At 71.8% G+C, this 15221-nt stretch carries 14 protein-coding genes; 11 read left to right on the top strand and 3 right to left on the bottom strand.

The features are described 5' to 3' along the window. Positions 1–57 precede the first annotated feature (57 nt). Together AB0I18_RS21285 and AB0I18_RS21290 are read left to right on the top strand one after the other, a co-directional pair. A complete protein-coding gene (locus AB0I18_RS21285) occupies positions 58–1578 on the top strand; it encodes a 3-hydroxyacyl-CoA dehydrogenase (protein ID WP_363107094.1) in 1521 nt (506 codons plus the stop codon). Further along, entirely contained in the window at positions 1575–2165 is a 591-nt protein-coding gene (locus AB0I18_RS21290) for a TetR/AcrR family transcriptional regulator (RefSeq protein ID WP_363107095.1), read from the top strand. The genes AB0I18_RS21285 and AB0I18_RS21290 overlap by 4 nt, the downstream gene beginning before the upstream one ends. 32 nt (positions 2166–2197) lie before the next feature. Here the strand turns inward: AB0I18_RS21290 and AB0I18_RS21295 are convergent, their stop codons facing one another. Continuing rightward, positions 2198–2683, bottom strand: a complete 486-nt coding sequence (locus AB0I18_RS21295) for an Lrp/AsnC family transcriptional regulator (protein ID WP_363107124.1) — start codon at positions 2681–2683, stop codon at positions 2198–2200. 189 nt (positions 2684–2872) lie between these two features. On the opposite strand from AB0I18_RS21295, the gene pdhA reads away from it, so the two are divergent. From pdhA to AB0I18_RS21330, 7 genes are all read left to right on the top strand, one after another. Next, complete coding sequence (pdhA, locus tag AB0I18_RS21300; RefSeq protein ID WP_363107096.1) at positions 2873–4048, top strand: pyruvate dehydrogenase (acetyl-transferring) E1 component subunit alpha; 1176 nt, start codon at positions 2873–2875, stop codon at positions 4046–4048. Beyond that, positions 4045–5049 (top strand): alpha-ketoacid dehydrogenase subunit beta, encoded by a 1005-nt coding sequence (locus AB0I18_RS21305; RefSeq protein ID WP_363107097.1) that lies wholly within the window; start codon positions 4045–4047, stop codon positions 5047–5049. Before pdhA ends, AB0I18_RS21305 begins: the two co-directional genes overlap by 4 nt. Next, on the top strand, positions 5049–6575 hold the full coding sequence (locus AB0I18_RS21310; protein WP_363107098.1) for a dihydrolipoamide acetyltransferase family protein: 1527 nt from the start codon (positions 5049–5051) through the stop codon (positions 6573–6575). Before AB0I18_RS21305 ends, AB0I18_RS21310 begins: the two co-directional genes overlap by 1 nt. Before the next feature lie 113 nt (positions 6576–6688). Then, positions 6689–7669 carry an NTP transferase domain-containing protein gene (locus AB0I18_RS21315; RefSeq protein WP_363107099.1) on the top strand — a complete coding sequence of 327 codons (981 nt, stop codon included), beginning with the start codon at positions 6689–6691 and terminating at the stop codon, positions 7667–7669. Then, positions 7666–9084, top strand: a complete 1419-nt coding sequence (locus tag AB0I18_RS21320; protein WP_363107100.1) for a molybdopterin molybdotransferase MoeA — start codon at positions 7666–7668, stop codon at positions 9082–9084. The genes AB0I18_RS21315 and AB0I18_RS21320 overlap by 4 nt, the downstream gene beginning before the upstream one ends. Next, entirely contained in the window at positions 9072–10178 is a 1107-nt protein-coding gene (locus tag AB0I18_RS21325) for a potassium channel family protein (RefSeq protein WP_363107101.1), read from the top strand. Before AB0I18_RS21320 ends, AB0I18_RS21325 begins: the two co-directional genes overlap by 13 nt. Before the next feature lie 85 nt (positions 10179–10263). Next, positions 10264–11244: an NAD(P)H-quinone oxidoreductase gene (locus tag AB0I18_RS21330; protein ID WP_363107102.1), complete on the top strand. Its 981-nt coding sequence runs from the start codon at positions 10264–10266 to the stop codon at positions 11242–11244. Positions 11245–11292: 48 nt separating this feature from the next. On the opposite strand, the gene AB0I18_RS21335 is transcribed toward AB0I18_RS21330, so the two are convergent. Further along, on the bottom strand, positions 11293–11814 hold the full coding sequence (locus AB0I18_RS21335; RefSeq protein WP_363107103.1) for a hypothetical protein: 522 nt from the start codon (positions 11812–11814) through the stop codon (positions 11293–11295). Between the two features lie 130 nt (positions 11815–11944). Here AB0I18_RS21335 and AB0I18_RS21340 point away from each other — a divergent pair, with 130 nt between their 5' ends. After that, a complete protein-coding gene (locus tag AB0I18_RS21340; RefSeq protein WP_363107104.1) occupies positions 11945–12523 on the top strand; it encodes a PadR family transcriptional regulator in 579 nt (192 codons plus the stop codon). 86 nt (positions 12524–12609) lie between these two features. Further along, positions 12610–13155, top strand: coding sequence for a bacterial proteasome activator family protein (locus AB0I18_RS21345; protein WP_363107105.1), 546 nt, complete (start codon positions 12610–12612; stop codon positions 13153–13155). Between the two features lie 134 nt (positions 13156–13289). Here AB0I18_RS21345 and AB0I18_RS21350 read toward each other — a convergent pair whose 3' ends face one another. After that, positions 13290–14948 (bottom strand): protein kinase, encoded by a 1659-nt coding sequence (locus tag AB0I18_RS21350; RefSeq protein WP_363107106.1) that lies wholly within the window; start codon positions 14946–14948, stop codon positions 13290–13292. Positions 14949–15221: the final 273 nt, after the last annotated feature.

Genomic DNA, 15221 nt, shown 5'->3' on the forward strand with positions numbered 1-15221 from the left:
TCGGGACAAGGGGGTCCGCTGAACCTGTGGAAAACCCCGTGCGGGAGGATCGCGAGCATGACAGCACTCGACCTCGCCGGCCCCGTGGCGGTCATCGGCACCGGCACCATGGGCCAGGGCATCGCTCAGGTCGCGCTCGTCGCGGGCCACCCCGTGCGGCTGTACGACGCCGTGCCCGGCCGTGCCCGGGCCGCGGCCGAAGCGATCGGTACCCGCCTCGACCGGCTCGTCGAGAAGGACCGGCTGACCGGCGCCGAACGGGACGCCGCCCGCGCCCGCCTGCGCCCCGCCGAGACCCTCTCCGAACTCGCCGACTCGGGTCTGGTCGTCGAAGCAGTCCTGGAACGCCTTGACGTCAAACAGCAGCTGTTGCGCGAGCTGGAGGAGACCGTCGGGGACGACTGCCTGCTCGCCACCAACACATCCTCCCTGTCGGTGACCGCGATCGGCGGCGCCCTGCGCAACCCGGGCCGCTTCGTGGGGCTGCACTTCTTCAACCCCGCGCCGCTGATGCCCCTCGTGGAGGTCGTCTCCGGGTTCGCGACCGACGTCACGTACGCCACGCGCGCGTACGAGCTGGCCCGCGCCTGGGGGAAGACCCCGGTCGCCTGCGCGGACACCCCGGGGTTCATCGTCAACCGCATCGCGCGGCCCTTCTACGCCGAGGCGTTCGCGGTCCACGAGGCCCAGGGCGCCGATCCCGCCACGATCGACGCCGTCCTGCGTGAGTCGGGCGGCTTCAAGATGGGTGCCTTCGAACTGACCGACCTCATCGGCCAGGACGTCAACGAGTCGGTCACGCGCTCCGTGTGGGAGGCCTTCTTCCAGGATGTGCGATTCACGCCCTCGCTGGCCCAGCGGCGGCTCGTCGAGTCCGGCCGGCACGGCCGCAAGACGGGACACGGCTGGTACGACTACGGGGCCGAGGGTGAGGGCGGGCGCCCCGAGCCGCATACCGCGGAGAAGGCCCAGCCGCCCGCGTACGTCGTCGTCGAGGGCGATCTGGGACCCGCCGCCGAGCTGGTCGCGCTGATCCGCGAGGCGGGCATCCAGGTCCGCGAGGACGAGGAGGACCACGGCACCCGTCTGGTGCTGCCGAGCGGTGGCCAGCTGGCTCTCGCGGACGGCCAGACCGCCGTCGAGTTCCGGGACGTCGTCTACTTCGACCTGGCGCTCGACTACCGCCGGGCGACCCGTATCGCCCTGTCCCACTCGCAGGACACCCAGACCCAGACCCTCGCCGAGGCCACCGGGCTCTTCCAGGCGCTCGGCAAGGACGTCAGCGTCATCGGGGACGTACCCGGCCTGATCGTCGCCCGCACCGTGGCCCGCATCGTCGACCTGGCGCACGACGCCGTCGCCAAGGGGGTGGCCACCGAGGAGGACATCGACACGGCGATGCGGCTGGGCGTCAACTACCCCCTGGGGCCCTTCGAATGGAGCCGCAGGCTCGGCCGGAGCTGGGCCTACGACGTCCTGGACGACCTGCACATGCGCGACCCCTCGGGGCGTTACGCGCCGTCCCTCGCCCTCTACCGCCACGCGTACGCCTCCGAGAAGCGGGAGGGCACCCCATGACCACCGCCAAGCGCGACACCTACACCCCGGAGACGCTGCTCTCCGTGGCCGTGCGGGTCTTCAACGAGCGCGGCTACGACGGCACGTCCATGGAGCACCTCTCCAAGGCGGCCGGCATCTCCAAGTCGTCGATATACCACCACGTCACCGGCAAGGAGGAACTGCTGCGCCGGGCCGTCAGACGAGCGCTCGACAGCCTCTTCGGGATCCTCGACGAGGAGCACGCGCGCGAGGGACGTGCCGTGGAGCGGCTTGAGTACGTCACCCGGCGCATGGTCGAGGTGCTCACCGCTGAACTGCCGTACGTGACGCTGCTGCTGCGTGTGCGCGGCAACACCGACGCCGAACGCTGGGCCCTGGAGCGGCGCCGCGACTTCGACCACCGGGTGGCCGAACTCCTGAGAGCGGCGGCCGCCGACGGGGACGTACGCGGCGATGTGGAGTTCCGGCTCGCCACCCGGCTCGTCTTCGGAATGATCAACTCGCTCGTCGAGTGGTACCGGCCCGACGGGCGGGGCATGGGCGAGCGCGAGGTTGCGGACGCGGTCGTGCGGCTGGTCTTCGGGGGACTCCGGAAAGAGGGCTGAGAGGGCTGAGAGGGCCGAGAGCGCTTAGGGCCCTAACCCTGCGGCTCCAGGTCCTCCTCCTCGAAGACCAGCAGGGTCCGCGTGCTGAGTACCTCGGGGATGGCCTGGAGGCGGGTGAGGACCAGTTCGCGCAGCGCCCTGTTGTCCGGCGTGTGCACCAGCAGCAGGACGTCGAAATCGCCGCCCACCAGCGCGATGTGCGAGGCCCCGGGGAGCGCCCTCAGCTGCTCGCGGACGGTGCGCCAGGAGTTCTGCACGATCTTGAGGGTGACGTACGCCGAGGTGCCGTGCCCCGCGCGCTCGTGGTCGACGCGGGCGCCGAAGCCCCGGATCACGCCGTCCTCCAGGAGGCGGTTGATGCGCGCGTAGGCGTTGGCACGTGACACGTGGACGCGCTCGGCCACGGACCGTATCGAGGCGCGTCCGTCGGCCTGGAGCATCTGGAGGATGTCCTGATCGATGGCGTCGAGCGGGCGCGGGGGCGGAAGCGAGCTTCCGGTCTCCGGCCCCTCGGCCATTTGTTCAGGTGGCATGTCCCTCCGCTTCCCTACCATGGACGTACTGCGTCCATCTCAGGCTGTGGAGAACCGTTTGTCCACAGCCTGAAGGTGCCTGTAGCCAAAATGTGCCGACGACCGAACAATCGGTAGGTGAGGCGCATCACTTTTGGCGTGCCTCCCGAAGCCGTCCCACGAGGAGGTGCCGACATGACGGTCATGGAGCAGCGAGGCGCATACCGGCCAACGCCGCCGCCCGCCTGGCAGCCCCGCACCGACCCCGCGCCGCTGCTGCCCGACGCGCTGCCCCACCGCGTCCTCGGCACCGAGGCGGCCGAGCGGGTCGACCCGGGACTGTTGCGCCGTCTGTACGCGGAGCTGGTGCGCGGCCGTCGCTACAACGCGCAGGCCACGGCCCTCACCAAACAGGGCCGTCTTGCCGTCTACCCCTCCTCCACCGGCCAGGAGGCCTGCGAGGTCGCCGCCGCGCTCGTCCTCCAGGAACGCGACTGGCTCTTCCCGAGCTACCGGGACACGCTCGCCGCCGTGGCCCGCGGTCTCGATCCCGTACAGGCTCTTACCCTCCTGCGCGGCGACTGGCACACCGGATACGACCCTCATGAGCACCGCATCGCGCCCCTGTGCACGCCGCTCGCGACGCAGCTCCCGCACGCCGTGGGTCTCGCGCACGCCGCCCGTCTCAAGGGTGACGACGTGGTCGCACTCGCCCTGGTCGGCGACGGCGGCACCAGTGAGGGCGACTTCCACGAGGCGCTGAACTTCGCCGCCGTCTGGCAGGCCCCGGTCGTCTTCCTCGTCCAGAACAACGGCTTCGCGATCTCCGTCCCGCTCGCCAAGCAGACCGCGGCCCCCTCGCTGGCCCACAAGGCCGTCGGCTACGGCATGCCGGGCCGCCTGGTGGACGGAAACGACGCGGCCGCGGTGCACGAGGTCCTGAGCGACGCCATCGCCCACGCGCGCGCGGGAGGCGGCCCGACGCTCGTGGAGGCGGTGACGTACCGCATGGAGGCCCACACGAACGCCGACGACGACAAGCGCTACCGCGGCGACGCCGAGGTCGAGGCCTGGCGTGCACACGACCCGATCGCCCTCCTGGAGCACGAGCTGACCGAGCGCGGGCTGCTCGACGAGGCCGGCATGCGCGCCGCGCGCGAGGATGCCGACGCGATGGCCGCGGACCTGCGCGAACGCATGAACCAGGACCCGGTCCTGGACCCCATGGACCTCTTCGCGCACGTCTACGCCCGGCCCACGACCCAACTGATGGAGCAGCAGGCACAGTTGCGGGCCGAGCTGGACGCCGAGCACGGGCATCAGGGCTCGGGTCACGAGCCGGGTCACGAGTCGGAAGGAGCGGCCCGATGACCACCGTCGCGGTGAAACCGGCCACCATGGCGCAGGCTCTCGGGCGCGCCCTGCGCGACGCGATGACCGAGGACCCGACCGTGCACGTCATGGGTGAGGACGTGGGCACCCTGGGCGGCGTTTTCCGGGTCACCGACGGGCTCGCCGAGGAGTTCGGCGAGGACCGGGTCACGGACACGCCGCTCGCCGAGGCCGGCATCCTGGGGACGGCCGTCGGCATGGCCATGTACGGGCTGCGGCCGGTCGTGGAGATGCAGTTCGACGCCTTCGCGTACCCCGCCTTCGAGCAGCTGATCTCGCACGTGGCGCGGATGCGCAACCGCACGCACGGGGCTATGCCCCTGCCCATCACCGTCCGCGTGCCCTACGGGGGCGGTATCGGCGGCGTCGAGCACCACAGCGACTCCTCCGAGGCGTACTACATGGCCACTCCGGGGCTCCATGTCGTCACGCCCGCGACGGTCGCCGACGCCTACGGACTGCTGCGCGCCGCCATCGCCTCCGACGACCCGGTCGTCTTCCTCGAACCCAAGCGCCTGTACTGGTCGAAGGACTCCTGGAACCCCGACGAGCCGGGGACCGTTGAACCGATAGGCCGCGCGCTGGTGCGGCGCTCGGGCCGGAGCGCCACGCTCATCACGTACGGACCGTCGGTGCCCGTCTGCCTGGAGGCGGCCGAGGCGGCCCGGGCCGAGGGCTGGGACCTCGAAGTCGTGGACCTGCGCTCGCTGGTGCCGTTCGACGACGAGACGGTCTCCGCGTCCGTACGGCGGACCGGGCGGGCCGTAGTCGTGCACGAGTCCGGGAGCTTCGGCGGGCCGGGCGGAGAGATCGCCGCCCGGGTCACCGAGCGGTGCTTCCACCACCTGGAGGCGCCGGTGCTGCGGGTGGCCGGCTTCGACATCCCGTATCCGCCGCCGATGCTGGAGCGGCACCATCTGCCCGGCGTCGACCGGATTCTGGACGCGGTGGCGCGGCTGCAGTGGGAGGCGGAGAGCTGATGCCCCAGGTCTTCGAATTCAGGCTTCCCGACCTCGGCGAAGGACTCACCGAGGCCGAGATCGTCCGCTGGCTGGTCCAGGTCGGCGACGTCGTCGCCGTCGACCAGCCCGTCGTCGAGGTCGAGACGGCCAAGGCGATGGTCGAGGTCCCCTGCCCGTACGGCGGCGTGGTCACGGCCCGCTACGGCGACGAAGGGGTGGAACTGCCCGTCGGTGCCCCGCTGCTGACGGTCGCGGTGGGGGCGCCGGTGTCGGCGCCGACGGAGGACGGCAAGGGAGACGAGGGGTCGGGCAACGTGCTGGTGGGGTACGGCACGGCTGCCGCACCCGCGCGGCGCAGGAGGGTACGGCCGACTCGTGCCGTCGGCGGGGCGGACCGGAACGCGGACCGGAACGCGGACCTGACCGTGGCCGGCGGCGCGGGCCCGTCGGCCGTGGCGACCGCGGGGACCGGGGTCGCGGGGACCGGGACCGCGGCCCGTCGCCCCGGGCCGGACACGGGACCCGGGCGAGGCGCGTCCGGTACCGGGCGCCGTGGCGACGGCCCCGTGCCGGTGATCTCTCCGCTGGTACGCAGGCTCGCCCGCGAATACGGGCTGGACCTGCGGGAGTTGACGGGGTCGGGCCCCGACGGCCTGATCACGCGCGCGGATGTGGAGTACGCCGTGCGGGCCGCCGGGTCCGCCGGGTTCGCAGTGCGGGCACCGGAAGCACCGGTGGCAGCTCCGGGTGCGACCACTCCCGCGCCGACCGCTTCCGCGCCGACCGCTTCCGCGCCGACCGTTTCCGCGCCGGCCATGGCGCCGATGCCCGCCGCCCCCCGCGCACCCGTCTCCCCCGGCACCCGCATCCCCCTGCGGGGCATCCGCGGTGCCGTCGCCGACAAGCTCTCCCGGAGCCGTCGCGAGATACCCGACGCGACCTGCTGGGTGGACGCCGACGCCACGGAACTCATGCACGCGCGCGCCGCGATGAACGCGGCCGGCGGCCCGAAGATCTCCCTCCTCGCGCTGCTGGCCCGTGTCTGCACAGCCGCGCTGGCCCGTTTCCCCGAGCTCAACTCGACGGTCGACATGGACGCCCGCGAGGTCGTACGGCTCGACGAGGTGCACCTCGGGTTCGCGGCGCAGACCGAGCGCGGGCTCGTCGTGCCGGTGGTGAAGGGCGCGCACGCGCGGGACGCGGAGTCGCTGAGCGCGGAGTTCGCGCGGCTCACCGAGGCGGCCAGGACCGGAACGCTCACACCCGCGGACCTCACCGGCGGCACCTTCACCCTGAACAACTACGGGGTGTTCGGCGTCGACGGTTCCACGCCGATCATCAATCATCCCGAGGCAGCCATGCTCGGCGTCGGCCGGATCGTCCCCAAGCCGTGGGTGCACGAGGGCGAGCTGGCCGTGCGGCAGGTCGTGCAGCTCTCGCTCACCTTCGACCACCGGGTGTGCGACGGCGGCACGGCAGGCGGTTTCCTCCGGTATGTCGCGGACTGCGTGGAACAGCCGGCGGTGCTGCTGCGGACCCTGTAGCCGCTCGGTAGCCACCGCGTGGCCACCTGGGCCCGTCCGGCCTCGTGACCACCTCCGTCCACATGCCGTGCACGGGGGTGGAAATGATCCTTCGCGCGCCCATACTCGTGAGGGTGACCGCCCACAAGTCCACCAGCTCACCCGGTACCGTCGGCCATGACGCCGTCGTGCTCGCCGGCGGCTCCGCCCGCCGACTCGGCGGGGCGGACAAACCCGGCGTACGGGTGGGCGGCCGCGCCCTGCTCGACCGGGTCCTGGCCGCCTGCTCCGGCGCGGTCACCACGGTGGTCGTGGCGGAGCCGAGGCCCACCGCGCGCCCGGTGGAGTGGGCGCGCGAGGACCCGCCCGGCGCGGGCCCGGTGGCCGCCCTCGACGCCGGACTGCGGCGCACCACCGCCGAGTTCGTCGTGGTGCTCTCCGCCGACCTGCCGTTCCTGGACCAGGGGACGGTACGGCGGCTGCTGACCGCCCTTCAGGAGGCGGGCACCGAGGGCGTGCTGCTCACGGACGCCGACGGCCGGGACCAGCCGCTCGTGGCCGCGTACCGCGGTCCGGCACTGCGCCGCGAACTGGCGGCCCTCCGCGCCGAACACGGCAAGCTGACCGGACTGCCGCTGCGGCGGCTCACCGGCGCGCTCGACCTCGCCCGGATCACCGACCCCGTCGCGTCGTTCGACTGCGACACCTGGGACGACATCGCCGCCGCCCGGGCACGTATCAGGGAGCATGGGCACGTGTTGGATGAATGGATTACCGCAGTCAAGGACGAACTGGGCATCGACCTGGACGTCGACATCAGCATCCTCCTCGACCTCGCCCGCGACGCCGCGCACGGCGTGGCGCGTCCCGCGGCGCCGCTGACCACGTTCCTCGTGGGATACGCGGCGGCGCGGGCAGAGGGAGGACCCGAGGCGGTGGCGGAGGCCGCCCGCAAGGCGACGGCGCTGGCGCTGCGCTGGGCGGCGGAGGACGGCACGACGGCCGACGCTACGACAGCCGAAGGCACCGCGGCCCCGCCGGGCACCGGCACCAGCACGGCTCCGCCCGCCGCCGGGTCCGCCGCCGCTCCGGATGCCCGCCCGGACGCCGGGTGACCGCCCGGGGCAAGTACGAGGACGTCGGCCTCGACGATCTCGACGTCGAGGAGGCCCTCGCCCTGGCGAAGGAAGGTGGTGGGCAGGTGTCCGACGGCTCCGGAGCCGCTGGAGGTCCGCCCTCCGTACCCCCGCCCTCGCCGCGGGGCGGGAGACCCGAGCACGGCGAGCACGCCCCCGAGGGCACCTCCCGGGCCCAAGCGGCCGAACGCGCCCACCACACCGCCACCCCTTGGCCCGAGGCCCGCACCACCGCCGGGCGGGCCCCCCGCCGGCCGGGCGCCCCCGTCTCCGTCACCCTCGACGCCGCGCTGGGTCTCGTCCTGGCCGCCCCTCTCACCGCCCTCACGGACCTCCCGTCGTTCGACACGTCCGCGATGGACGGCTGGGCGGTCGCCGGGCCCGGCCCCTGGGACGTCCGGGCCGAGGGAGTGCTCGCGGGTCACGCCGAGCCGGAGCCGCTCACCGACGGCGAGGCGGTACGGATCGCGACCGGCGCGCGCATTCCGCAGGACGTCACCGCGGTGATCCGCAGCGAGCACGGCCGCACCGACGAGAAGGGCCGGCTCCACGCCACCCGGGAGGTCGCACACGGGCAGGACATCCGCCCCCGCGGCCAGGAGTGCCGCTCGGGCGACCCCCTGCTGCTGGCCGGCACCCTGGTCACCCCGCCCGTGCTCGGACTCGCCGCGGCCGCCGGTTACGACACCGTCTCCGCCGCTCCCCGGCCACGAGCCGAAGTCCTCGTCCTGGGCGACGAGTTGCTCACCGAAGGCCTGCCCCACGACGGGCTGATCCGGGACGCGCTCGGCCCGCTGCTGCCGCCCTGGCTGCGCGCACTCGGCGCGGACGTCATCGCGGTACGCAGGCTGGGCGACGACGCCGAGGCGCTCCACAAAGCCCTGAAGAGCTCCGACGCAGACCTCATCGTGACGACCGGCGGCACCGCCGCGGGACCCGTCGACCACGTCCACCCCACCCTGCGCCGCATCGGAGCCCAACTCCTCGTCGACGGCGTCAAGGTGCGCCCCGGCCACCCCATGCTGCTGGCCCGCACCAAGGAGAACCAGCACCTCGTCGGCCTGCCAGGCAACCCCCTCGCCGCCGTCTCCGGCCTGCTCACGCTCGCCGAACCCCTGCTGCGTACGCTCGCGGGCCGCGCGGCCCCGGAGACGTACACGCTGCCCCTCCAGGACGCCGTGCACGGACACCCGTACGACACCCGGCTGATTCCCGTCGTCCTGCGCGAGGACCAGGCCGTGCCGCTGCACTACAACGGACCGGCCATGCTGCGCGGCATCGCCGTGGCCGACGCTCTCGCGGTCGTCCCGCCCGGCGGGGCCCGTTCGGGCCAGGAACTGGAGATCCTCGACCTGCCCTGGGCGACGGCCGGGATCGGAGTGTGTTTCACGTGAAACTTCCGGGCCATGACGTGATCGCCCGCCACGCGGACGAACGCCTTGTCACCCACCGGGTGAAACTGCCCCGCCGACGGGTGGAACACCCGTTCAGGCAGGTCACCAAACGGGTCGTCATCGCGCTGCTGGTGCTGGTCGGGACCGCCTTCATCGTCTATCTCGACCGTGACGGCTACACCGACAACTCCGACAAGTCGGTCGACCTGCTCGACGCCTTCTACTACGCGACCGTCACCCTCTCCACCACCGGTTACGGCGACATCACCCCGGTCAGCGACGCCGCCCGGTTCACCAATATCTTCGTGATCACGCCGATGCGCGTGCTCTTCCTGATCATCCTGGTCGGCACGACTCTCGAGGTCCTCACCGAACGCACCCGGGAGGAATGGCGACTGAACCGCTGGAGGACGGCTTTGCGGGACCACACCGTTGTCATCGGATTCGGCACGAAAGGGCGCTCGGCGATTCAGACCGTGTGCGCGGCCGGGCTGAAGAAAGAGCAGGTCGTCGTCGTCGACCCCAGCTCCAAGGTGATCGACACCGCGACGGCGGACGGGTACGCGGGAGTGGTCGGCGACGCCACGCGCAGCGACGTACTGCTCCGGGCCGAGGTGCAGCGGGCGCGGAAGATCATCATCGCGACCCAGCGCGACGACACCGCCGTGCTCGTCACCCTGACCGCCCGGCAGCTCAACCGCGGGGCCAAGATCGTGGCCGCGGTGCGCGAGGAGGAGAACGCGCCGCTGCTGAAGCAGTCCGGCGCCGACGCCGTCATCACCAGCGCGAGCGCGGCCGGCCGGCTCCTCGGGCTCTCCGTGCTCAGCCCCAGCGCGGGCATGGTCATGGAGGACCTCATCCAGCAGGGCAGCGGACTCGACATGATCGAACGCCCCGTCATAAAGGCCGAGGTGGGCAAGGGCGTCCGCGAGATCGAGGACCTGGTGGTGAGTGTCGTACGCGGGCACCGGGTCCTCGGCTACGACGATCCGGCCCTCGGGAAGCTGCAGTTGACGGACCGGCTGATCACCATCGTCCGGGTCACACCGCACACACAGATCGCGCCGGACATGCGGCCGCTACCGCAGGACTAGGGGGTTTGTGATGGATCTCCGAGGGATCCATCAGAAACCCCCTGGACGCAGAAGCCCTCTGGACGCCCGGAGTAGCCTCGCCCGCATGCGTGCGATCACGATTTCTGAACCTGGTGGGCCCGAGGCGCTGGTGTGGGACGAGGTCCCGGATCCGGTGCCGGGAGAGGGCGAAGTGCTGGTCGAGGTGGCGGCGAGCGCGGTGAACCGCGCCGACCTGCTCCAGCGGCAGGGCCTCTACAACCCGCCGCCCGGCGCCTCCCCGTACCCCGGGTTGGAGTGCTCCGGGCGGATCGCGGCGCTCGGTCCCGGTGTGTCGGGGTGGGCCGTCGGCGACGAGGTGTGTGCGCTGCTCGCGGGCGGTGGGTACGCCGAGAAGGTGGCCGTGCCGGCCGGGCAGCTGCTGCCGGTGCCCGAGGGCGTCGGTCTCGACAGGGCGGCCGCGCTGCCCGAGGTGGCCTGCACGGTCTGGTCCAACGTCTTCATGATCTCCCACCTCCGCCCCGGCGAGACGCTCCTGGTGCACGGCGGAGCCAGCGGCATCGGCACCATGGCGATCCAGCTGGCCAAGGCCGTCGGCGCGCAGGTCGCCGTCACCGCGGGCAGCAAGGAGAAGCTGGAGTTCTGCGCCGGACTCGGCGCGGACGTGCTCATCAACTACCGCGAGCAGGACTTCGTGGAGGAGATCAAGGCCGCCACCGACGGGGCGGGCGCCGACGTCATCCTCGACAACATGGGCGCCAAGTACCTGGACCGCAACGTCCGGGCCCTCGCGGTCAACGGGCGGCTCGCGATCATCGGTATGCAGGGCGGCATCAAGGGCGAGCTGAACATCGCGACGCTCCTCGGCAAGCGGGCCGCCGTCACCGCGGCCTCCCTGCGGGCCCGTCCCGTCAGCGAGAAGGCGTCGATCGTCGCGGCCGTACGGGAGCATGTCTGGCCGTTGATCGCCGCCGGTCACGTACGTCCGGTGGTCGACCGCGAGCTGCCGATGAGCGAGGCGGCCGCCGCGCACCAGGTGCTGGAGGAGAGCGCAAACATCGGGAAGGTGCTGCTCACGCTCCCGTAGGGCGCTCCTGACAGGCGCTCCCACACGGCGCTCCTGTAGGGCTCTGCCTCAGCTCCGCCGTACGCGCAGTGCGAGGAACGCGAGTCCCAGGCCCAGGCCGATGAGGACCAGCCCGCTGCCGAGGGGCAGGACCCGGAGCACGGGTTCCGAGGTCACGACCGGGCGGCCGGCGGCCCGCTCTGCCTCTACGGCCGGGAGGGCGGGCCGTGACGCGGTGGTCCGGGACGGCTCGGGGGCGGCATCGGCCTCCGGCCGGTCCGGGCTCGCTGGGCTGTCCGGGTGAGTCGCGGCGGTGTTCTCCGGCTGCGCGGCCTCCCGCCCCGGCCGCTCGCGCCCCTCCCCGGCGCGGCTGCCGGCCCGCGACTCGGCGGGTGCGGGCTCGACGGCGTACGAAGGGGCGTACGGGGTGGCATACGAGGCGGCGTACGAGGTGTGGGCGGGGCCCGCCGCCAGGATCAGCAGCAGGCCGGCCGTGCGCAGGGTGCGGAGCCGTGGAGCCACGTCGGTGACCCCCTCCCGGTGCGGAGGAGCCGAGATCAACGGCATCAGCGTCACACGGGCTACCCGCACCGGCATCTCGGTCCACCGGATCGGTCCACCGGATCGAGCCATTGGATCGGGCCTCTGGATCAACCGACCAGGGAGTCACTCTCAGTGACACCCTTGGCGCACACAGGTCCACGGGGTAGAGATACCGATTATGTCGATACGCCACGGTCTGCTGGCGCTCCTGGAGCGCGGCCCCCGCTACGGTTCACGGCTGCGGACTGAGTTCGAGGCGCGCACCGGCTCCACCTGGCCCCTGAACGTCGGGCAGGTCTACACGACGCTCGGCCGGCTGGAACGGGACGGCCTGGTCGTACGTGAGGGCGTGGACGAGGCGGGACACGTGCTGTACGCGTTGACGGACGACGGCCGGGCCGAGCTGCGGGCCTGGTTCGCGCGTCCCGTGGAGCGGACGGATCTGCCCCGCGACGAACTGGTGATCAAGCTGGCGATGGCGGTCGGCGCGCCCGGAGTCGACGTACGGGCGGTTGTCGGGGCCCAGCGGCGGCATCTGTCGGAGGCGATGCACACGTACACCCGGCTGCGGGCCCGGGCGCTCTCCGAAGCCCCCGCGCATCCCGACGAGGTGGCGCGGCTGCTGGTGCTGGAGCACCTCGTCTTCCGCGCGGAGGCCGAGATCCGCTGGCTCGACCACTGCGAGGCGAGGCTGCTGCGGCTCGCGGAGGCGACGGCCGCGGAACCGCCGCAGACACCGCCGGCGCCGCCCGTCTGACACGAAGGGCCGGTGCGTACAGGGTGGATCACGCTCAGGAGGGGGCACGAGGGTGATGACATGTGCGCGTGCGAGAGAATGGCGGCATGGAGATGCCGAGGAGCGAAAGGTCGCCGGAGAACCCTCAGATCCTGGTTGTTGGCCAGGATGGGATGGCTCTCGGTGGCGGAGGAGACGAGGACTCCCGTGAGGTCCCGGTGACGGAGATGGTGGAGCAGCCCGCCAAGGTCATGCGCATCGGGAGCATGATCAAGCAGCTGCTGGAGGAGGTGCGTGCGGCTCCCCTGGACGAGGCGAGCCGGGTACGGCTCAAGGAGATCCACGCCAGCTCGGTGAAGGAGCTGGAGGACGGTCTCGCCCCCGACCTCGTAGATGAGCTGGAGCGGCTCTCCCTGCCGTTCACGGACGAGGCGATTCCCTCCGATGCGGAACTGCGCATCGCGCAGGCGCAGCTGGTGGGCTGGCTGGAGGGCCTTTTCCACGGGATCCAGACCACCCTGTTCGCCCAGCAGATGGCGGCCAGGGCGCAGCTGGAACAGATGCGTCGCGCGCTCCCGCCGGGCGTCGGCGGCGGCGAGGACGACGAGATCGACCCGCGTGCGGGCGGCCGGTCGGGCGGTCCGTACCTGTAGATCCGTACGTGTAGATCCGTATCTGTAGGTCCATCCGGACAGCACACAGACGAAAAGGGCCCGGCAGGAATGCCGGGCCCTTTCGCGTGTCCGAGCGAGTGATCAAAGCGGCCGGTGCGGGTGGGGCGTGCGGTTCAGGAGGGGTTGCCGGTCGAGATGTAGAGCTCGATCTTGGGCATGTCCTTGGGGTCGACGTCCGAGTCCGCCTCGGGGATCTGGTTCATGACCATGCCCTCCCCGTAGACGTTCTCGTCCACCGACTTGCGGTCGTACTGCCAGCCCGCCGCCTGGAAGCACGCCACTACGGAGTCGATGTTCTTGAACCTGAAGTTCGGCACCTTGATCTTTTCGGGGTCGTTGTACGACTCGTCGGGCTCCGTGCACTCGGTCTTCTCGATCTTCTTCGTCGTGTCAGGGCCCTTGTACCCGGCAGCCTTGGACACGGGCGCCGACGCGGACGCCGACCCGCCGGCGCCCGCGGTGCCGCCCCCGTCGTCGTCTCCGCCACCCAGGGTCAGCGCGGCGATCAGCCCGCCGACGGCGGCGAGCGCGACGACGATCGAGCCGATGATCACCGGCAGGTTGCTCTTGCGGCCACCGCCACCGCCGGCGGCCGGGGCCGTGGGCTGCGGCGAGATGTTGTACGGCGGCGGGGTCGCCAGGCCCTGCTGCGGGGAGTACGCGGCCGTCTGGGCCGGCGTCGGATAGCCGCCCTGCTGCGGATAGCCGTACGACGGGGCAGGGGCGGGGGTGGGCGCCGGGGTCGGCGGGCCGTACGGGCCCGGCTGGTACGGCGTCTGTACGTTCCCCATCGGCGGCCGGGCCGTCTGGTCGACCGGCGGGAACACCGCGGAACCCACGCCGGCGCCGCTGGACGTCTGCACCCCGGGCACGATGCTCGGCGGTGCGGCCTGGAAGGACTGGGCCACCCGCAGGCACTCGTCGCGCATCGACTCGGCGTTCACAAAACGCTCGTTCGGGTTCTTCTTCAGCGCGCGGGCGATCAGCGCGTCCACGGCCGGCGGCAGCGAGCGGTTGACCGAGGAGGCCGTGACGGGCTCCTCCTGGACGTGCGCATACGCTATGGCCAGCGGCGAGTCCGCCTCGAACGGCAGCCGTCCGGTGACCAGTTGGAACAGCATGATGCCGACGGAGTACAGGTCGGAGCGGGCGTCCACGCCCCGGCCGAGGGCCTGCTCCGGGGAGAGGTACTGCGGCGTGCCGACGACCATGCCGGTCTGCGTCATCGACGTGACCCCGGACTGCATGGCGCGGGCGATGCCGAAGTCCATCACCTTGACGACGTTCCGCTTCGTCATCATCACGTTGCCCGGCTTGATGTCCCGGTGGACCAGGCCCATCTCGTGGCTGATCTCCAGCGCGGCCAGCACGTCCGCGGTGATCTTCAGGGCCTTGTCGGCGGGCATCGCCCCGTAGTGCGCGATGTCCTGGTCGAGGACCGAACCGAGCGGGTGGCCCTCGACGTACTCCATGACGATGTACGGAGTCGTCACCCCGTCCAGATCGTCCTCGCCGGTGTCGAAGACCGAGACGATGTTCGTGTGGGCGAGCTTGGCCACCGACTGGGCCTCGCGGCGGAAGCGCTCACGGAAGGCCTGCTCACGACCGAGGTCGGTGTGCAATGTCTTGATCGCCACTTGCCGGTCGAGCACGGAGTCGTACGCGAGATGCACCGAGGCCATACCGCCCTCGCCGAGCAAGTCACGCAGCTGGTAGCGCCCGCCGGCGACCGAACGCCCTGCGTACCGGCCGTGTGCGCCGTCCTGGCTCATCTTTGTGCGTCCCCCATCGGCGTGCGCCGCGCGTGGGCGAAAGCTACTGGTGTGGCCCCCGCGGCCAGTGATCCTCTGTGTTATTCCCGGCCAAGTCTGCCCGAGGGCACTGACACGTCAAGCTCGGTGCCCGTTCCGTGACCGTACGCGAAAGAAGCGTCGCGGAAGCGTTACAGGTGCCGTACGGCCGGTACACAGAATTTGCATCCGCTGACCGGCTCTGGGTTTGATGGCCGGTCCATCCCGGATCGGCCCCGCACACGGAGGCTGTAG

This window comes from Streptomyces sp. NPDC050704 (assembly GCF_040654355.1).
Lineage (GTDB): Bacteria > Actinomycetota > Actinomycetes > Streptomycetales > Streptomycetaceae > Streptomyces.